Annotated in this window: 16 protein-coding genes; 8 read left to right on the forward strand and 8 right to left on the reverse strand. The window is 62.1% G+C overall.

Features of this window, described 5'->3' with window-relative positions; translation table 11 throughout:
* Nucleotides 1-205: 205 nt before the first annotated feature.
* The 3 genes from NDJ82_RS24360 to NDJ82_RS24370 form a co-directional block, all read right to left on the reverse strand.
* Nucleotides 206-2,692: a TonB-dependent siderophore receptor gene (locus NDJ82_RS24360; RefSeq protein WP_250926454.1), complete on the reverse strand. Its 2,487-nt coding sequence runs from the start codon at nt 2,690-2,692 to the stop codon at nt 206-208.
* 105 nt (nt 2,693-2,797) lie between these two features.
* Nucleotides 2,798-3,748, reverse strand: coding sequence for a FecR domain-containing protein (locus NDJ82_RS24365; RefSeq protein ID WP_250926455.1), 951 nt, complete (start codon nt 3,746-3,748; stop codon nt 2,798-2,800).
* Complete coding sequence (locus NDJ82_RS24370; protein ID WP_191948400.1) at nt 3,735-4,250, reverse strand: sigma-70 family RNA polymerase sigma factor; 516 nt, start codon at nt 4,248-4,250, stop codon at nt 3,735-3,737. The genes NDJ82_RS24365 and NDJ82_RS24370 overlap by 14 nt, the downstream gene beginning before the upstream one ends.
* Before the next feature lie 158 nt (nt 4,251-4,408).
* Here NDJ82_RS24370 and NDJ82_RS24375 point away from each other — a divergent pair, with 158 nt between their 5' ends.
* Nucleotides 4,409-5,038, forward strand: coding sequence for a LysE family translocator (locus tag NDJ82_RS24375; protein ID WP_191960350.1), 630 nt, complete (start codon nt 4,409-4,411; stop codon nt 5,036-5,038).
* Between the two features lie 33 nt (nt 5,039-5,071).
* Here the strand turns inward: NDJ82_RS24375 and inhA are convergent, their stop codons facing one another.
* Nucleotides 5,072-5,752: an isonitrile hydratase gene (gene inhA / locus NDJ82_RS24380; protein ID WP_250926456.1), complete on the reverse strand. Its 681-nt coding sequence runs from the start codon at nt 5,750-5,752 to the stop codon at nt 5,072-5,074.
* A gap of 89 nt (nt 5,753-5,841) precedes the next feature.
* Between inhA and NDJ82_RS24385 the strand changes: the two genes are divergently transcribed.
* Nucleotides 5,842-6,810 (forward strand): GlxA family transcriptional regulator, encoded by a 969-nt coding sequence (locus NDJ82_RS24385; protein WP_250926457.1) that lies wholly within the window; start codon nt 5,842-5,844, stop codon nt 6,808-6,810.
* Here NDJ82_RS24385 and NDJ82_RS24390 read toward each other — a convergent pair.
* The 3 genes from NDJ82_RS24390 to NDJ82_RS24400 form a co-directional block, all read right to left on the reverse strand.
* Entirely contained in the window at nt 6,780-7,706 is a 927-nt protein-coding gene (locus NDJ82_RS24390; RefSeq protein WP_250926458.1) for an alpha/beta fold hydrolase, read from the reverse strand. The genes NDJ82_RS24385 and NDJ82_RS24390 overlap by 31 nt on opposite strands.
* Before the next feature lie 207 nt (nt 7,707-7,913).
* Nucleotides 7,914-9,755 carry a glycoside hydrolase family 15 protein gene (locus tag NDJ82_RS24395; protein WP_250926459.1) on the reverse strand — a complete coding sequence of 614 codons (1,842 nt, stop codon included), beginning with the start codon at nt 9,753-9,755 and terminating at the stop codon, nt 7,914-7,916.
* Nucleotides 9,748-10,548 carry a glucose 1-dehydrogenase gene (locus NDJ82_RS24400; protein WP_112194452.1) on the reverse strand — a complete coding sequence of 267 codons (801 nt, stop codon included), beginning with the start codon at nt 10,546-10,548 and terminating at the stop codon, nt 9,748-9,750. Before NDJ82_RS24400 ends, NDJ82_RS24395 begins: the two co-directional genes overlap by 8 nt.
* A gap of 155 nt (nt 10,549-10,703) precedes the next feature.
* On the opposite strand from NDJ82_RS24400, the gene NDJ82_RS24405 reads away from it, so the two are divergent.
* The 6 genes from NDJ82_RS24405 (at nt 10,704) to NDJ82_RS24430 (ending at nt 17,259) form a co-directional block, all read left to right on the forward strand.
* Nucleotides 10,704-11,204 carry a sigma-70 family RNA polymerase sigma factor gene (locus NDJ82_RS24405; RefSeq protein WP_099584858.1) on the forward strand — a complete coding sequence of 167 codons (501 nt, stop codon included), beginning with the start codon at nt 10,704-10,706 and terminating at the stop codon, nt 11,202-11,204.
* A 29-nt stretch (nt 11,205-11,233) separates the two neighbouring features.
* On the forward strand, nt 11,234-12,178 hold the full coding sequence (locus NDJ82_RS24410) for a FecR family protein (protein WP_250926460.1): 945 nt from the start codon (nt 11,234-11,236) through the stop codon (nt 12,176-12,178).
* A 97-nt stretch (nt 12,179-12,275) separates the two neighbouring features.
* Nucleotides 12,276-14,681: a TonB-dependent siderophore receptor gene (locus tag NDJ82_RS24415; RefSeq protein ID WP_099584860.1), complete on the forward strand. Its 2,406-nt coding sequence runs from the start codon at nt 12,276-12,278 to the stop codon at nt 14,679-14,681.
* A gap of 367 nt (nt 14,682-15,048) precedes the next feature.
* Nucleotides 15,049-15,792, forward strand: coding sequence for a hypothetical protein (locus NDJ82_RS24420; RefSeq protein ID WP_250926461.1), 744 nt, complete (start codon nt 15,049-15,051; stop codon nt 15,790-15,792).
* Between the two features lie 172 nt (nt 15,793-15,964).
* Complete coding sequence (locus NDJ82_RS24425) at nt 15,965-16,192, forward strand: hypothetical protein (protein ID WP_250926462.1); 228 nt, start codon at nt 15,965-15,967, stop codon at nt 16,190-16,192.
* Between the two features lie 155 nt (nt 16,193-16,347).
* Complete coding sequence (locus tag NDJ82_RS24430) at nt 16,348-17,259, forward strand: hypothetical protein (RefSeq protein WP_250926463.1); 912 nt, start codon at nt 16,348-16,350, stop codon at nt 17,257-17,259.
* A gap of 56 nt (nt 17,260-17,315) precedes the next feature.
* On the opposite strand, the gene NDJ82_RS24435 is transcribed toward NDJ82_RS24430, so the two are convergent.
* Nucleotides 17,316-18,467: an MFS transporter gene (locus tag NDJ82_RS24435; protein ID WP_250926464.1), complete on the reverse strand. Its 1,152-nt coding sequence runs from the start codon at nt 18,465-18,467 to the stop codon at nt 17,316-17,318.
* Nucleotides 18,468-18,569: the final 102 nt, after the last annotated feature.

Genomic DNA, 18,569 nt, shown 5'->3' on the forward strand with positions numbered 1-18,569 from the left:
ACAGGTTTATCAGTCTCTTTTTCGGCATTTTATTGACATTCCTTGTCCAGTCACTCGGTGAAGGGGGGTGTGTTTTTGAGTGTAGGAACAAATGTGAGATTTTTCCTGCTTAACGGTAAAACCTTTTTATAAACGCGGTAGGAAAGGGGGACAAAGAGGGGAGGCAGGGCGCACTAAGTGCCCTGCCAGCGGGGTTTTCGAGGGGTTAGAAGTTGCCTTTCAAACTCACCGTAAAATTACGCGGTTCGCCATAAAAGTTGCCCCAGGAGGCGGTGCCCACGGTGTTGTAGTAGGTTTTATCAAACAGGTTGTTGCCATTGAGCGCCACTGTCCAGGTGTCATCCACACGGTACGCCAGGCGTGCGTTCCAAGTGGCGTAACCGGGTTGTTCGAGCTTGATGGTCTGCACGCGATAGTTGCTGCTCTGGGCATTGACCCCTGTGCCGACGCTCCATTTCGACAGCGCGCCGTCGAGCTGGTAGTCGCCCCACACGCGCAGCATGTGACGGGGCACGTAGGTGTTGGACGTGCCACCCTGCTTCGCGACGTCGATGGTGCTCAGGGATTGGGTCTGGGTGTAGGTATAGCCGCCGAACAGTTGCAGGCGTTCGAGCACTTCACCGCTGATTTCGGCCTCCACGCCCTGGGCGCGCACCTTGCCTTTGTCGGTGTAGCAAAAGCCGTCGGCGGAGGTCGCGCATTGGGTGGTGTAGTCGGACTCGGCGCCGTTTTTCTCAATCGCGCGGAACAATGCCAGGGAGCTGTTGAGGCGCCCGTCGAACCATTCGCCCTTGATGCCCAACTCGTAGTTGTCGCCGACCTTCGGCTGGAGGGCCGCGCCGTCGACGGTGGCGTAAGAGCTTTGCGGCTGGAAAATATCCGCATAGCTGGCGTACACCGAGAGGTGCTCGTTGAGGTCGTAGATCAGCGCGGCAAACGGCGTGACTTCGCCGGTTTCGCGGGTGCGTGCATCCTGCGTGGCCCATTCGCCCCAGGCCAGGTTGTAGGATTGGCGACGGTTCTCGTACCAACTGACGCGGCTGCCGACGATCAGCATCAGCGGCTCGGCCAAGCGCAGGCGCAAGGTGGCATAGGTGCCATATTGAGTGGCGGTCTCCTTGACCGTGCCACCCCGGTACATGTTCGGCCAGAAGCTGCTGTTGGCCGGTTCCGGGAAGTGGTGATCGGGTTGGTAGATGCTCTGGCGCCTGGGCAGGTTCTGGATCGCGTACACGTCGTCCTGGGTACCACGGCTGCCGTTGGCACCGAGGATCAGCTCATGCTCCAGGCCAAAGGCTTCGAACTTGCCGTCGACGTAGGCGTCGAGGCCGAAGTCCTTATGGTTGTAGTCCATCAGCGCCGCGTAAGAGTTGGCAGTGGGCGTCGGGTTGTCGTAGGCGATGGTGCCTTCGCTGGCGGCGTACTTGGTGTCTTGCAGGTTGCGGCTGTGCACCGCCGAGACCTTGAGTTTCCAGTCATCGTTGAATTGATGGGTCAGGTCGGCGAAGAACGTGGTGCGCCGGCTTTGCCAGTCGTTCCAGGACTGGCCCAGACACGTGGAGCGGCTGAGGTTGGCGCTTTTGCCATCGGCGTAGCGCGGCAGGCCGCCCCAGCACGGGCTGGCGTCGACGTCTTCGTAGCTGGCGCCGACGCCCAGGGTGGTGTCGGGGTTGAGGTCGATGTCCAATGCGCCATAGAACGCCTGGTCCTGGCGCTTCTGAATGTCCATGTAGGAACCGCGAGTCTGCTGGCTGATCGCTGCGCGGCCGCGCACGGTGCCGCTGTCATTCAACGGGCCACCGGTGTCGACGTCGGCGCGGTAGTTGTCCCAGGTGCCGGCGGACAACGACAGGCTGGTGGTGGGCTTGGCCTGTGGTCGTTTGCGCACGAAGTTCACCGCGCCGCTGGCGGTGCCGGCGCCCTTGAGCATTCCGGCTGCGCCCTTGAGCACTTCCACCCGGTCGTAGATCGCCATGTTGGCGCTGAAACTGTCGGCTTGTACGTAGTCCTTGCCCATGTCCAGTGGCACGCCGTCGTACTGGTACTGGCCGAGCATCTTGAAACCACGGGAATAGAAGTACTTGCCGCCCATGGGCGACTCGTACGTGGTGATCCCCGGCGTGCGTTCCATCACGTCGTCAATGGTGGTGAGGTTCTGGTCATCCATCAGTTGGCGGGTCAGCACACTGACCGACTGCGGTGTTTCCCGCAGGCTATGTTCACCTTTGCCGATGGTCACGGCGCCGGTGGTGTAGGAACCGGTGCCATCGGTAAGGGCACCCAAGCGTTCGCCGGTGACCATTGTGGCGCCCAGGTTCAGTGCACCGGTTTGGGCTACTTGCGGCAGGAGCAACCACGTGTTGTTGCCCTGGCGCTGGGCGTCCAGGCCTTGGCCTCGCAGCAACTGGCCAAGAGCCTGTTGCGGGTCGAAGCGGCCGCTGAGGCCTGGGCTGGCCTTGCCGGCGACACTGGTGGCGTCGTACGACAGGCTGACACCGGCCTGACGGGCGAACTGGTCCAGCGCGTTGGCCAGGGAGCCGGCGGCGATCTGCCAGTCGCGGGTCTGGGTATCGCCGGCTGGGGTTTCAGCCCCCACGGCCAGCGGCACGGCGGCGCTGCTCAGGCAGGCGCCGAGCAAAGCGGCCTGCACCGTGCGCTTGAGGGGGGAACGTTGGAAGGGGATCGCTTGCATGACCGCGGGATGCTCCTGAAGGAAGTGAACAGAACCGGCCTGTTGATCGGCCTTTCCTTACAGGTCGAGCGGCAATGCGAATTCACCTCATTTATTTTTGACGGGTTATACGCGGGGCGAGACGGTCACCCAATAACGGCTGCGGTAGGTGACGTCGACCTTGAGCGAATGCGCCACCAGGCTGAGCACTTGATCGGTATCGTCCAACTGATAGGTGCCCGACACGCGCATCCCGGCGACCGCTTCGCTGCAACGTAGCAGGCCGTTGCGATAACGTCCCAGCTCGGCAAGGAAGTCATCCAGGCGCATGTTGTGGGCGCTGATCACGCCGTCGCTCCAGGCCCAAGGGTCCAGGCCATTGGCGCGGGGAGGGCGAATGCCATGGCGGTCGAACAGCACCTGTTCGCCCGGCTGGATCAACTGCCGGGCGCTGGCGTCATGGCGGCCTGCAAACAGCGCCACCGTGCCCTGTTGTACGGCGAGCAACGTGCCTTGGGCGTCTTCACGCACCAGGAAACGGGTGCCGAGGGCGCGCAGGTAACCGTCGCGGGTCTGCACCCAGAAGGGTCGGCTGTCGCCGCCGGTATTGACCAGTATTTCACCCTGGCGCAAGTGCACCAGGCGCCGCTCCTGATCAAACGCCGTATCGAAGGCACTGGCGCTGTTGAGCTGGATGTGGCTGCCATCGTTCAGCGCCACCCAGCGCCGTTCCCCGGTGACGGTGCGGTAATCGGCCAGCATGGCGGGCAGCGGCGTGTAGTCGCGGCCAAGCCAGGTCAAACCAGCCGTGCCGGCCACCAGCCCGAGCAGTTTCAAGCCGTCACGGCGGCTGATGCGTTGGCGCGCACCGCGCAGGGCATGGCGCCCAACCTGGGCCGGTAACTGGCTGAAATCGTCATTCATGGTCGCCACCCGCTGCCACACCTGCTGGTGTTCGGCGCTGGTGTGCAGCCAACGGTCAAATGCGGCGGTGCTGGCATCGTCGGCGGGGTTGAAGCGCAGTGTGATCATCCACTGGATGGCCTGGTCGACCAGGCGCGGGTCATCGTTCGGCATATCGCAACCGATAACAGGCGTGCAGTGCCTTGGCCAGGTCGCGTTCCACGGTGGCCTTGGATACGTTCAGGCGCAGGGCGATCTGTGCGCAGGTCAGGCCGTCGAGTTGGGCCAGCAGGAACGCCTCGCGCGCACGTGGCTTGAGTTGGTCGAGCAGGCGGTCGATACGTTCCAGGCTGTCGAGGATCAACCGCCGGGTTTCCTCCGACGGCACTTGCACCTGCGGGAAATGCGCGAGGCTTTCCAGGTAGGCGCGCTCCAGTTCACGGCGGCGGTACTGGTCGATCATCAGGCTGCGCGCGATGCTGCTCAGGTACGCGCGGGGCTGCTGCACCGTCTGCTGCTTGCGCGCATTGAGCAGGCGCACGAAGGTTTCCTGGGCCAGGTCGGCGGCATGCTCGCGGCAACCGGTGCGCCGGCTCAACCAGCTACGCAGCCAGGAATGATGGGCATGGTACAGCTGGCCGATAGCGGCATGGTCCAGTGGGTGATCGCTCGACATGGGCATCCTGGCGCAGCAGTCTTAATTGATAATGTTTCGCATTCTAGACGTTGGCCGTGGCAATGAGCAATCACCGGGGGGCATTGTATCCAGCACAATTTTTTGTTTGCCCAAGGCCGGCCGATTAGGCTGCGTGCTTTCCCGACGGAGGGCTGAGCATGATCGACGTGACGACCCTGGCGATATTTTCCGGTGCAGTGGTGCTGTTGCTGCTGTCTCCGGGACCGAACATGGCCTTTGTTGTCAGCCACGGCGTGACTCACGGCTGGCGCGGTGGAATAGCGTCGGCGCTGGGCATCATTGTGGCGGACCTGCTGCTGACGGTATTGACCGCCAGCGGGGTGACGGCGCTGGTCGCCAGTTGGCCGCCATCCTTTGATGTGATCCGGTATGCGGGGGTGATCTACCTGTTGTGGCTGGTGTTCAAGACCTTGCAGAAAAGCCCTGGTCTGGGCATGGCCCACATCAACCGTGTGCCCTTGGGCCGAGTAGGTTGGCAGGCGATGCTCAATAGCTTGCTCAACCCCAAGGCATTGCTGTTTTTTCTGGTGTTCCTGCCGCAGTTCGTAAGGCCCGAGGCCGGGCCTATCGCCCTGCAATTGCTGGTGCTGGGCGGCGTGCTGACCGTGATCGCCGGTGTGTTTCACGCACTGCTGGGGTGTTTTGGTGGCGGGCTCAGCCGGTTCTTTGCCAGGCGCACACACAGCGCCTGGCTGCAGAAGTGGGGTCTGGCGACGGTACTGATGCTGCTGGCCGTGCGCCTGGCGGTGATGTCGCGCCCCAACTGACTGGCATCAGGGCAAGCCTTGCCCGCTACAGCGTCAGCCCAACCGCGCCGCCGCCCGTGCGGTGATCTCGCCGCGCACCCGGCGCGATTCCACCGTGCGCTTCTTCGCCTCTTCCAGCACATGGGCGGGCGCCGTCTGGGGGCTGCCCGAATCGAACGGCGGCGCCGGTGCATATTCGATCTGCAACTGCACCAGTTGCGCCGCCGCTTCGCTGTACAACTCAGCCGCCAGGACCAGCGCGAAGTCGATCCCCGCCGTGATCCCGCCGCCGGTAAACAGGTTGCCGTCACGCACCACGCGCTCCTGCACCGGGATGGCGCCGAGCGGGGCGAGCATGTCGTGGTAGGCCCAGTGGGTGGTGGCCTTGCGACCGCGCAGCAGGCCCGCCGCGCCGAGTACCAGCGAGCCGGTACACACCGAGGTCACGTAGCGCGCGGTCTGGGCCTGGGCCTTGAGGAAGTCCAGGGTGGCCGGGTCTTCCATCAGCGCGCCGACGCCGGAACCGCCGGGCACGCAGAGCACATCCAGGTTGGGGCAGTCGGCATAGGTGGTGGTCGGTGTGAACACCAACCCGGTGCTGGACGTGACCGGCGCCAGGTCTTTCCACACCAGGTGCAACTTCACATCCGGCAGCGAGCCCAGCACGTCATAAGGGCCGGTCAGGTCCAGTTGCTGAATGCCGGGAAACAACACAAAGCCGATCTGCAAGGTCATCAAGAATGCTCCGATAAGGGGTGGACGGCTTCACTCTAGAGGCCTAGGCTTTGGCGAATACGCCATTGACCCCACGAATCACGCCAATCATGCCCAGAATTGTCCACGTCCTCGCTTTCGATAACGCCCAGGTGCTCGACGTGACCGGGCCGTTGCAGGTGTTCGCCTCCGCCAATGACTTGGCCCGCCAGCGCGGCCTGCCGTTGCCTTACGCCGTCTCGGTGATCGCCGCCCAGCGTGAACCGGTGATGACCTCTGCGGGCCTGGCCCTGGTGGCCGAGCCCTTGCCCGCCGTCGATGCGCCGTGCGACACGCTGGTGATCGCTGGCGGCTGGGGTGTGTACGGCGCTTCTGAGGACCTGGCGCTGGTGGACTGGGTGCGGGAAAAGGCCCGGCACACCCGGCGCATGACCTCGGTGTGCACGGGCGCCTTTTTGCTCGCCGCCAGCGGCATGCTCGACGGCTGCCGCGTGGCGACCCACTGGACGCGCTGCGAAGAACTGGCGCGCAAGTTTCCTTCCCTGACGGTGGAGTCCAACCCGATCTTCATCCAGCAGGGCGCGGTGTGGACGTCGGCCGGTGTGACCGCCGGCATCGACCTGTGCCTGGCCCTGGTGGAAGAAGACCTCGGCGGCGCAGTCGCGCTGGAAGTGGCGCGGCACCTGGTGGTGTTTCTCAAGCGGCCCGGCGGCCAATCGCAATTCAGCGTGACCCTGTCGCTGCAAAAGGGCGACAGCCGCTTCGCCGAATTGCACGCCTGGATAGCCGAAAACCTCACCCTGGAGTTGAACATTGCGACCCTGGCCGCCCAGGCCGGCATGAGCGAGCGCAGCTTCGTGCGCCACTACCGCGCCGAAACCGGGCAGACCCCCGCGCGCGCCGTCGAACTGATCCGCGTCGAAACCGCCCGCCGGCAATTGGCGGACAGCAACGCGTCAATCAAACGCATCGCCGTGCAGTGCGGATTTGGTTGTGAAGAAACCCTGCGCCGCAGCTTTTTGCGGGCCTTGTCAGTCACGCCCCAGGCCTATCGCGAGCGCTTTTGCGCGGTGTCGTAGGCGAGCAATTCCAGCACGGCATCCAAGGTGGCTTGCGGTGCTTCCTGGGGAATATTGTGGCCCACGCCGGGCAACACCTGGCGTCGGTAAAAACCGCTGAAGTGCTCCAGGTCGTCGTCCTCTTCCGGCGGCGGGCCTACGCCGTCATCGGCACCGCACAACGAGATGCTCGGCACCGAGATCGCCGGTTGCAGCGCCAGCGCCTGCTCGATGGCTTCCAGCGCAGGATCGCCGGGCGCGTACATGAAACGGTGGCGGTAGGAGTGAATCACCACCTCGACAAAGTCCGGGTTATCGAAGGACGGTGCGGTCTGCCCATACAGAGCCGGCCCCTCGGCCCAGGACGGTGACCATAGCGACCACAGCAGCTCGCAGAGTTCGCGGCGGTTGGCGGTCAACCCGTCCACACCGCGCTGGGTATGAAAGTAATACTGGTACCACAACCGATGCTCCGTCACCGGCGCCCGAGGCGTGGGCGACTTGGCAATGTCCTGGATGTTGTAGCCGTCCCCGGTCACCAGCCCGCGTACCCGCTGCGGCCACAGCGCGGCAACGATACACGCGGCGCGCCCGCCCCAGTCATAACCCGCCAGCGTGGCCTGCGCGATGTCCAGCGCATTCATGAACTCCAGCAGATCCCTGGCCAACGCCGCCTGTTGCCCGGAACGCATGACCTGCGCGTTGATAAATCGCGTTGGCCCATAACCGCGCAAATACGGCACCAACACCCGGCAGCCGCGCTCAGCGAGCACCGGCGCAATCGCGTCATAAGCACGCGGGTCGTAAGGGAAACCATGCAGCAGGATCACCGGCTCGCCATCGGCAGGACCGTGGGCCTCGTAGTGGATGTCGAGCACGGAGGTTTGCACGTGGAGCAATGGGGCGGTCAGGGTCATGGTTGGGCTCCGTGGTTGGCCAGCGTTAGTACATTTGAAGGGAAGCAAGCCCCCTGTGGTGAGCGGGCTTCTGTGGTGAGCGGGCTTGCCCCGCGCTGGGCTGCGCAGCAGCCCCAATAAAGGCAATAAGGTTTAGCCCTTGAGTGTGTGTCGGTCAATGCGCCACGCATTTGGAGTGCGATGCATCGGCGCCTTACCGACCAGCTCTCAAGGTTGCCACACCGTTTTCTCCCCACTCAACTTGCGGTCCAGGAACGTCGCCGCGCTGATCAGCGCCAAATGGCTCAACGCTTGTGGCGTGTTGCCCAGATGCCGTGCATGGCTGTCGAACTCTTCGGCGTACAGCCCCAGTGGGTTGGCGTAGCGCAGCAGTTGTTCGAATTCCAGGTGGGCTTTCTCCACCTGGCCGGCGCGGGCCAGGCATTCGACGTACCAGAACGAGCACGCGGTAAATGCGCCTTCGGTGCCTTGCAGGCCGTCGATCTGGCTGTCGTCGTTGCGGTAGCGGTAGACCATGCCGTCACGCACCAGGCTTTTCTGGATCGCGTCCAGGGTGCTCAACCAGCGCGGGTCGGTGGCCGCGACGAAGCGCACCAGTGGCATCAGCAGCATCGAACCGTCCAGCGCCGTGCTGCCGATGTGCTGCACAAAATGCCCGCGTTCGTCGTTCCAGAAGTTGCTCCAGATGTCGGCGTAGATCGCTTGGCGCGTCTTGTCCCAGCGCGCAAATGGCGCCGGCAACGAGCGTTTGGAAGCCAGGCGGATTGCGCGGTCCAGGGCCACCCAGCACATCAGTCGCGAATGCAGGAAGTGGTGTTGCTCGCCGCGCATTTCCCAGATGCCCACGTCTTTCTGGTCCCAGATTTCGCAGACCTGATCGACGACTTCTACCGTATGTTTCCAGCCCTCGTGGGAGATGGCTTCGCCGTACTTGTTGACGAGGTACACCGCGTCCATCAACTCCCCATAAATATCCAGCTGGATCTGGTCGACCGCTTCATTGCCGATGCGCACCGGCCTGGCGCCACCGTGGCCACTCAGGTGATCCAGGTGGGTTTCAGGCAACTCCTGGCGACCGTCAATGCCGTAGAGGATGTTGATTTTGGTCGGCTGGCCGCAGCAGTCGCTGACCCGGCCCTTGAGCCAACGCATGTAGGCATTGGCCTCGTCGACAAAACCCAGGCGCATAAAGGCGTAGACGGTAAACGACGCATCGCGGATCCAGGTGTAGCGGTAGTCCCAGTTGCGCTCGCCGCCGGGTGATTCCGGCAGCCCGAAGGTGGCGGCAGCAATGATTGCGCCGTGTTTGCGCGAGGTCAGAAGTTTGAGCGCCAACGCCGAGCGGTTGACCATTTCGCGCCAGCGCCCGCGGTAGTTCGATTGGGCGATCCAGCCACGCCAGAACTTCAAGGTGTGAGCCAGCGCCAGGTCGGTACAGCGACTGTCGACACGTTCATCGTCCTGGCCGCCGAGGACAAATTCGGCGCCTTCTTCCTGAGTCAGGGTAAAGCTCGCCACGGCCGCGTTGTCTTCGAGTTGCAATGGATGGCTGCTCGACAGACGCATACCGGGCTGGCCATCGGCGTCGAAGCACACAGTGCCGTTATCGAGGGAGGCGTTGGTTGGCGTGCGTGCATAGTCGTGGCGCACGGCGCAGCGCAGGTGAATGTTGGCCTGGCCGCTGACCACGCGTATCCGACGGATCAGCAGGGGCAGGTCATCGACTTCTTCGCTGATGCTGAGCAGGTCGGTGATTTCCACCACGGCTTCATCGCTGAGCCAGCGGGTTTGCAGCACATTGGTGTCCGGCAGGTAGATCTGTTCGCGGCGGGCGTTGGGCAGGTCAGGCGTGAGTTGGAAGATGCCGGCGTCGGGGGTGTCGAGCAGCGCGCAAAAGATCGACGGGCTGTCGAATTCCGGCCAGCAGAAAAAGTCGATGCTGCCTTTATTGTTCACCAGCGCGGCGCTGCGCATGTCGCCGATGATGCCGTGGGCATCGATGGCGCTCTGGGCTTCGTTTTTAAAATCAACCTTCTTCAAATCAACCATTGCCACGAAACTCCGGATACAGGCTCATGCCGCCATCAATGAACAAGGTGCTGCCGACCACATAGTCGGAGGCGTCGCTGGCCAGCCAGACCACGGCGTTGGCCACGTCTTCCACATCGCCGACGCGGCCATATGGAATTAACTTGAGCAGCTCTTTTTCCGCCGCGCCTTCGGTGGCGGCGCGGTTGATCGCCGTGCGAATCGCCCCTGGCGCGATGCCGTTGATGCGGATGCGCTGTTCGCTGACTTCCTGGGCGAGGCTGCGCATCAGCATCTCCACGCCGCCTTTGGACGCGGCGTAATTCACATGCCCGGCCCAGGGGATCAGTTGGTGCACCGAACTCATGTGGATGATTTTTCCCGCCGCCCGCGACACACCTTCACGGATGCCCTGGCGGTTGAAGATACGCAGCGCGGCGCGGGCACAGAGGAACTGGCCGGTGAGATTGACGCCGATCACGCTGTTCCAATCGTCGAGGGTCATGTCGACCACGGCGGCGTCCTTCTGCATGCCGGAGTTGGCCACCAGGATATCCAAGTGGCCGAACGCATCGAGGGTCTGGGCGAACAGCCGTTCTACATCGGCCTCTTTGGACACGTCGGCGCCAAGGGCAATCGCCCGGCCGCCGTCGGCGTTGATCTGCGCCGCCAGTGCTTGCGCCGGGGCGGCCTGGCGGTTGTAGTTCAGCACCACCGCAGCCCCGGCCTGCGCCAGGGCCTTGGCCGCGCCAGCGCCGATTCCGGAACTGGCGCCCGTCACCAGTGCCACTTGTTGCTCCAACGAGATGTGCATTGCCCACCCAGCCTGTTAATTGATGAGTTCAGTTAGCTGACTGATGGCGCACAAGGTAAGTTCATCCACGGGGCAGCCGGCGGGCGACAGGTAGCAATTGCTCCACTTAATAGGAAGCATTACTATTCACGCCCCGCCTCCCCAGTGCTTCCGCGATGATCCCTCAGCCGCCCCGCAGAACAGGCTTTTTCGAGCACTACGAAGAGTTGATCGGAACCTGGACGCGCCGCCTGAGAAACCGTCAGCAGGCCGAAGACCTGGCCCACGACACCTTTGTGCGGGTGCTTGAGTCCACCTCCACCGACATCACGCAACCGCGCGCCTATTTGCATCAAACGGCGCGCAACATCGCGGTGGACGCCTACCGCCGCGAGGACCGCCGCGACGCCATCGCCCTGGAAGACTTTGATCAGCGCTCACCCCACAGTGGCGACCCGGAGCATGCCATGCACGCGATCCAGTTGGCGCAATCCATCGAGCGGGCCTTGGCCGAGTTACCGCTCAACTGCCGCAAGATTTTTATCTGGCAGAAAATCGAGGGCCTCACCCAGCAGGAAATCGCCGAACGCCTGGGGTTGTCCAAGAACATGGTGGAAAAGTATATGATCCGCACCCTGCGGCATCTGCGTGACCGCCTGGACGCGCTGGCCCCATGACTCAAGCTCGCTCTGAAACAGGACCTTCCATGATGCATAGCCGTGCCCGCGATGAAGCCGCGCAATGGTTTGTACGCCTGCAAGACGCCGAGCTGGACGCCACCGAGCGCCAGCGTTTCGACGCCTGGCGCGCTGAAAGCCCCGAACACCAGTATGAATTCGATGTGCTGCAAGGCCTGTGGAGTGCCACCGACCTGCTGCCCAAGGCCCGTTTGCAGGCGTTATGCGAGGCGCCTCCCAAGCGGCGGGCCGTGCTGCGTTATGCCGTCGCGGCCAGTGTGGTCGCGATTGCCCTGGGGCTGGGCCTGTTCAGTGGCCTTGATCATCCGAAGCCCTACAGTGCCGAGTTCAGCACGCGCCTGGGTGAGCATCGCCAGGTGGCACTGCCGGACGGTTCGGTGATGGAGTTGAACAGCCGCAGCGTGGTGGCGGTGCACTACGAAAAAAGCCGGCGCGGTGTGGAGCTTAAACAGGGCGAAGCCATGTTCAGCGTCGAGCACGACACCAGCCGCCCCTTTGTGGTCGCGGCCGGGGCAGGGCAGGTGACGGTCACCGGCACGCGCTTTGATGTGCGCCGCGATGACGACCAGACCCGGGTGATGGTTGAGGCCGGCACCGTGAAGGTCCAAGGGCGTTCACCGGATGAGGTGGTGACACTGACGGCGGGCCTGGGGACGCATGTGGACCGCAAAGGGCTGGTGGCGGCGTCCTACGCCGTGAATACCGATGAGCTGACGGCCTGGCGCAGCGGCAAACTGGTGTTCAACGACGCGACGCTGGGGGAAGTGGCGCGGGAAGTGTCGCGCTATCGCGAGCAACCGCTGCGCGTCAGCTCGCCTGCCGTCGGTAACCTGCGGCTGACCAGCGTGTTCAAAGCCAACGACACCGATGCCTTGCTCAAAGCATTGCCGCACATCCTGCCGGTAACCCTGCGAACCCTGCCGGATGGCAGCCAGGAAATTATTTCACGCTGAGGTTCAGGTTTTCTCCGCGCCCATCGTCTTCTCCTGCAGCTGCAACTGGTTTGCATTAACAGCCGCATACTCTTGCGATCACAGGACTGGGTCAGACGTGAAAATACTCGCCGTTAACAACAATAAAATCTCCCGTTGGGCGCCATTGGCCCTGGCACTTGCCGTCAGCGCCGCACTGCCTGCGGCCTATGCGGCCGACGCTATCCATATCCAGGCCCAGCCCCTGGGCGCGGCGCTGAGCCAGTTGGGCCAGCAAACGTCCTTGCAGGTGTTTTTCAGCCCCGACATGGTCGCGGGCAAACAGTCACCTGCTGTCGACGGCAACCTCTCTCCCGAACAAGCCCTGCGCCAATTGCTGCAAGGCAGTGGCCTGGACTATCAGATCGACGCCGGTTCCGTGACCCTGCGCCCGCTGAGCGTCGGCACCGGTGAGGCCGGTTCGCCTGTGGAACTGGGTGCCACCGACATCCGCGTGGTCGGCGACTGGCTTGGCGATGCCAATGCCGAAGTGGTGCAAAACCATCCTGGCGCCCGCACGGTGATTCGCCGTGAAGCCATGGTGGAGCAGGGCGCGATGAACGTCGGTGACGTGCTGCGTCGCGTGCCTGGCGTGCAGGTGCAGGAATCCAACGGCACCGGCGGCAGCGATATTTCCCTCAACGTCGGCGTGCGCGGCCTGACGTCACGCCTGTCGCCACGCTCCACGGTGCTGATCGATGGCGTGCCGGCGGCGTTCGCGCCATACGGCCAGCCACAGCTGTCGATGGCGCCGATTTCCGCCGGTAACCTTGACAGCATCGACGTGGTGCGTGGCGCCGGCTCCGTGCGTTATGGGCCGCAGAACGTCGGCGGCGTGATCAACTTCGTGACCCGTGCGATCCCGCAGACATTTTCCGGCGAGGTCGGCACCACCCTGCAAACCTCCGCCCATGGCGGTTGGAAGCACATCGAGAACGCCTTTATCGGCGGCACGGCCGACAACGGCATCGGCGTTGCGCTGCTGTACTCCGGGGTCAATGGCAACGGTTATCGCAACAGCAACAACTCCAACGACATCGACGACGTAATCCTCAAGACCCACTGGGCACCCACCGATCAAGACGACTTCTCGCTGAACTTCCACTACTACGACGCCAGCGCCGACATGCCCGGCGGCCTCACCCAGAAGCAGTTCGACGCCAACCCGTACCAGTCGGTGCGCGACTGGGACAATTTCAGCGGGCGGCGCAAGGATGTGTCCTTCAAGTACATCCGGCAGATCGACGACCGTACCCAGGCCGAAGTGCTGACCTACTACTCCGACAGTTTCCGTGGCAGCAACATCGCCAACCGCGACCTCGCGACCCTGGGTTCCTACCCGCGCACCTACTACACGTTCGGCATCGAGCCGCGGGTGTCCCATGTGTTCGATGTGGGCCCCAGCACCCAGGAAGTCAGCGTCGGTTATCGCTACCTCAAAGAAGGCATGCATGAGCAGGCCACCAGCCTGAACCTGATCAACAACGTGCCGACACCGGGAGGGCAGAGTGACGGCCACGTGTATCAAGACCGCACAGGCGGTACCGAAGCCAACGCGTTCTATATTGATAACAAAATCGATATCGGCAAGTGGACGGTGACGCCTGGAATTCGCTTCGAAGATATCCGCACCGAGTGGCACGACCGCCCAGTGGTTGCACTGAACGGCACCCGCACCTCGGAAAAACGCCGCGAGGTCCACAACAACGAACCCCTGCCGGCCTTGAGCGTGATGTACCACCTCTCCGATGCCTGGAAGTTGTTCGCCAACTACGAAACGTCTTTCGGCAGCCTGCAGTACTTTCAACTGGGCCAGGGCGGAACCGGCGACCAGACCGCCAACGGCCTGAACCCGGAAAAGGCCAAGACTTACGAGGTCGGTACTCGCTACAACGACAGCGTGTGGGGCGGCGAACTGACGTACTTCTACATCGACTTCTCGGATGAACTGCAATACGTCAGCAATGCCGTGGGCTGGACCAACTTGGGCGCCACCAAGCACACCGGCATCGAAGCGTCGGCTCACTATGACCTGTCGAACCTGGACCCACGCCTGGACGGCCTGACCGCCAATGCCGGTTTTACCTACACCAAGGCCACCTCCGAAGGTGACGTACCCTTCAAGGGCCGTGACCTGCCGTTGTATTCACGGGAAGTGGCCACGTTGGGCCTGCGCTACGACGTCAACCGCTGGACCCATAACCTGGACGTTTACGCCCAGTCCGGCCAGCGCGCACCGGGCACCACCAGCACCTACGTCACCCAAGGCACGGCAGACGGCCAATACGGTGATATCCCCGGTTATGTTTCAGTCAACGTGCGCAGCGGGTATGACTTCGGCGAGCACCTGTCGAACCTGAAACTGGGCGTGGGCGTGAAAAACCTGTTTGACCAGCAGCACTACACGCGCTCCAGCGACAACAACGCCGGGCTGTATCTGGGCGAGCCGCGTACTTTCTTTGTGCAGGCGAGCGTCGGGTTTTGATTCTGCGCTGACATCCAGATGTTGCCGCCCCTCCCGACCAGGGGCGGCCATGCACAGGTTGCACGGCAAGCGCCTGTATGGGCTCTTCCTACGAGGTATTGGAAAACTTCAGCACTTTCAGGAACCGACTTCCCCTGTTCTGCCACACAGAAAGAGCCTGCTTGCGCTGGTTTTTTTGACGGTTAGTTGACGTCGAGGGCTGGGTCCGCGAGGTGAGGCGCCTGAAAAAACCGAACTGGAGAGCTCAATGTCGGTATCAGTACTCAACCAACCTGCTACACAGTCCCCCAATCACGACACACACGCAGGTGCCCCGTCCGGTCCTGCGCAACCTCATCCGTCTGCAAGTCGCCAGCAGACGGTAGGCGTGACCTTCAACACTCAAGGCCGCCAATCCGGGCTGATGTTTGATAGCGCACCGAGGCACCCGGCACCGTGCCACGGCCACTTGCGCCCGGGCCCACCGGCGCGTCCGCTGCCTGAGGGCGTGCGACCAAATCCAGGCCCGCCACCGCGTCCGAATCCCTCGCGGCCGGATCCTCATTATTCCAAGCGAACTGGAGAGCAACTGGCCGAGCAGTTATTGAAAAATTATGATGCCTTTCGGGGGCCATGGCCGTCGCGAGAGGTCACGACCCAAAGCGTACACAATATGGCGGCTCGCCCATTGACCGGTAATCCGCACATTGACAGCAATATTCGCCTGGCAAGAGAGCTGGTGCGCCGTCCGGAACTGATGCAGGCCTTGGATCGAAACGGTCGGACAGGTGAATTGGATAACCGCTTGTCCAGGAATGACATCAAGAGCTATCTGCGTTCCGACAACCCCTTGAAACTCGCCACCGACAAAGACATCGTCTCGGACGTACTCAGGCATTTTAATGCGTTGAAGGGGGGGTTCTGGAACCGTTCAATAGAGCTCAGTACGTTCGAAAAACTCGCGTCGCAACCTTTGACCGGTGATCGGCATAGGGATCATCTCATCCAATTGTCCAAGGAGGTCATGGCGCGCTCGAACCTGGGTGGATTGATGGACAATATTTTTGGACCGTTGCGTGACGGAAAGGCTACGCGATCCGAACTGTTGAAGCTGCTGAGCCTGCTGGGTTAGACCCCCCGACTGCCTCGTGCCGCGCAGCACGGGGCACCCGGCAGTCAAATGCGCATGCATGAGCCGCACGTTCAATCATGAACACATCATCTACGCAACGCCACGGCTTAGAAAACGACCTCCGCCACTGGCTATCGGCGGGTGCCTTTATCTACCGGATAAGGTCTTGACCATGAATTCGCCATCATTTGAACCCCGCCACGCCCAGTACAACGCTGCGACGCTGGTCATGCCACCCCCGCAGGTCAATCTCACGTCGTCGCCCAAGAGCAGCTTCAAGGCACCTACCGCCGAGGATTTCGACAAGGGTGCTCGAACGCTGGCAGAAGAACAGGCGTCCAGTTCGCCGTGCTCACTCTTCCCGAGTATCTGGAGCAAGCTCAAGCTGCCCAGGCGTTAAGTATGCCGGGGTGATGCGAGTCGGTCCCTGGGCGGGCAGATGGTTACAGTTAGTCGAATTTTGCTCGGCCTTTCGGAGGAACCACTGATGCATGAACGCCACTCAGCCTGTGTCAGTGCTTAGGCGATGGAGTCAACATTTAGTGGAGAAGAACCATGATTAGCAGGGTTAATGATTTATTACGTACAGTACCGAAAGCCGCCGATGCGCTACCGGGAGGCGGGGGGCATGCTCGATTTTCGGTAGATTCGCGTGCGCTGGGCAAGCCACTCCCCGTTGCACAGCCTTATTCCGATCGATTCGCCAACGGTGCCGCCCGGCATTTTGACGGTCAGAACATGTACGGTGGCATGTCGAAAGTCGGGAATCCTTACGTCAGTTCGGACGACCACCTGCTGGCGACCGACTTGAGTAACAATCTGAAGTTGCCAGTACTGGATGCATTCAAGGAAGACGGGCACCTGACCCAGCAATCGATGCACAAGATCGCGAGCGAGGACCCGAGCACCAGCGCGGTCCCCGAGCGCGTCATCATGCTGTTTCGGGAGACAGTCAACCGCCCGCGTTTGAACCAGGCGGTGCTTGGAAAGGATCGACACCTCACCGCTGAAAGTCTGTCCAAGGCCTCGGGTTCATTGGTTGGCAATACCAACCCCAACACCCAGAGCGCAGATCCGTACCATGCGAAAACCGATCTGCAGCTGGTCCAGGCATTCAGAGCCATGTTTGATGACATACGCGATAGGTCGGAAGACTACAGTTTCTTTTTTGAGAAGCACCGCTATGTAAAGAAAGACACGATTATCGAGATGAGCAAGGACCCCGACGAAACGGATAAAAATGGTCAGACCGTGCGGGATCCGGCGACCGGGTTCCCGAAGAAAAAATACAGCGAGAACCAGGTGTATATCACCAAGAATTTGGTTGAGCGAGGCTTGCTCGACTCGTTGGACAGTAACAAGGCGAACGGCACCAATATTTTTGGCAGCCATAACCATGACGGCTGGATCAAGAACTACAGCGTTGACCGCTGGATGGAAAACGAGAAAAAAGAAAAAGGCCTCTGAACGCGCTTTCTGAGGGAGCTTCTTGAGCGACTCAAGAAGCTCATGCTCTATTTCACTTATACCCGCAGTATTTTTCCGCTGATTGCCACGGCCACCAGCAATCCACCGATCAACAGGAAGGCGCTTGCCAGGCTGCTGCCGTGAGCAATGAAGCCGATCATGGCGGGCCCGGCCAGAATACCGGCATACCCCAGCGTGGTAATGGCGGGTACAGCGATATGCTCCGGCATGAGGGTCTGCTTGCCGACGGCGGTGTAGAGCACCGGGACGATATTTGAACAGCCGGCCCCCACCAGCGCGTAACCCAGCAACGCCATCTCCCAGGCAGGCGACAATGTGGCGAGAAAGACCCCGGCGGCTGCCAGGGAACCCCCCGCCATAATCACCCGCGTAGCGCCCAGGCGCCGTACGATGGCATCGCCAGTCAGGCGTCCCGCGGTCATGGTCAAGGCGAAGGCGGCGTAACCCAGGCCGGCGTAGGCTTCATCCAACCCGCGCTCGGCGCTGAGGAACACCGCGCTCCAGTCGAGTACCGCCCCCTCGGCAAGAAAAACGATAAAGCACAGGCAGCCGATAAACAGCACCACGCCGTGGGGAATCGCAAACGCCGGGCCCGAACTTTCACTGCCGTAGGGCAGCAAGTGCGGCGCGGCCTTGAGCAGCGCCACCGCCATGATGACGATCACTACCAGCGTTGCTTGCAGAGGCGACAGGCCCAACCCCAATAACCCGGCAACCCCCGCAGCCCCAACGATGCCGCCCAGGCTGAACAGACCATGAAAGCCCGACATCATGGTTTTGCCACTCGCGCGCTCAACAATGACGGCTTGCAGGTTCACCGTGGAGTCCACCGTGCCCAGCCCCGCGCCAAACAGAAACAACCCGGCGATCAGCAACGGAATCGAGCTGACCGTGGCGAGTATCGGCAAGGCCAGGCAGATCATGACCGTGCCGGCGCTCAGTACACGTCGGCAACCGTAGCGTGATGCCAACGCACCCGCAGCCGGCATCGCGATGATCGACCCCACCCCTAGACATAACAACAGCAGACCCAGCGTGCCATCACTCAACGCCGCACGCGCCTTGGCATAGGGCACCAGCGGCGCCCAGGCTGCAATACCGAAGCCGGCAATGAAAAATGCGATACGGGTCGATATTTGTTCCAGTCGCCCGGGAACCACGGGCGCTGAGGTGGGGATGGCAGTCATGAAGAATCCTTGGTTTTGCGTTCAACGAACGATGTCCGGCGCGACATCCTTGCACATCAGGCCTTGGGGATCGAGCCGGGTTCCCACAAACGCTTTGTTGTG

Origin of the sequence: Pseudomonas sp. SR18 (assembly GCF_023701505.1) — a bacterium.
GTDB lineage: Bacteria > Pseudomonadota > Gammaproteobacteria > Pseudomonadales > Pseudomonadaceae > Aquipseudomonas > Aquipseudomonas cyclaminis.

Bases quoted from the DNA above. Each gene is read 5' to 3' on its own strand.
- NDJ82_RS24430 (WP_250926463.1), top strand. From the start codon at position 16,348: ATGATTAGCAGGGTTAATGATTTATTACGTACAGTACCGAAAGCCGCC.
- NDJ82_RS24400 (WP_112194452.1), bottom strand. From the start codon at position 10,548: ATGCACATCTCGTTGGAGCAACAAGTGGCACTGGTGACGGGCGCCAGT.
- NDJ82_RS24395 (WP_250926459.1), bottom strand. From the start codon at position 9,755: ATGGTTGATTTGAAGAAGGTTGATTTTAAAAACGAAGCCCAGAGCGCC.
- NDJ82_RS24365 (WP_250926455.1), bottom strand. From the start codon at position 3,748: ATGCCGAACGATGACCCGCGCCTGGTCGACCAGGCCATCCAGTGGATG.
- NDJ82_RS24390 (WP_250926458.1), bottom strand. From the start codon at position 7,706: ATGACCCTGACCGCCCCATTGCTCCACGTGCAAACCTCCGTGCTCGAC.
- NDJ82_RS24435 (WP_250926464.1), bottom strand. From the start codon at position 18,467: ATGACTGCCATCCCCACCTCAGCGCCCGTGGTTCCCGGGCGACTGGAA.
- NDJ82_RS24405 (WP_099584858.1), top strand. From the start codon at position 10,704: ATGATCCCTCAGCCGCCCCGCAGAACAGGCTTTTTCGAGCACTACGAA.
- NDJ82_RS24375 (WP_191960350.1), top strand. From the start codon at position 4,409: ATGATCGACGTGACGACCCTGGCGATATTTTCCGGTGCAGTGGTGCTG.
- NDJ82_RS24360 (WP_250926454.1), bottom strand. From the start codon at position 2,692: ATGCAAGCGATCCCCTTCCAACGTTCCCCCCTCAAGCGCACGGTGCAG.
- NDJ82_RS24425 (WP_250926462.1), top strand. From the start codon at position 15,965: ATGAATTCGCCATCATTTGAACCCCGCCACGCCCAGTACAACGCTGCG.
- NDJ82_RS24410 (WP_250926460.1), top strand. From the start codon at position 11,234: ATGATGCATAGCCGTGCCCGCGATGAAGCCGCGCAATGGTTTGTACGC.
- NDJ82_RS24385 (WP_250926457.1), top strand. From the start codon at position 5,842: ATGCCCAGAATTGTCCACGTCCTCGCTTTCGATAACGCCCAGGTGCTC.
- NDJ82_RS24370 (WP_191948400.1), bottom strand. From the start codon at position 4,250: ATGTCGAGCGATCACCCACTGGACCATGCCGCTATCGGCCAGCTGTAC.
- inhA (WP_250926456.1), bottom strand. From the start codon at position 5,752: ATGACCTTGCAGATCGGCTTTGTGTTGTTTCCCGGCATTCAGCAACTG.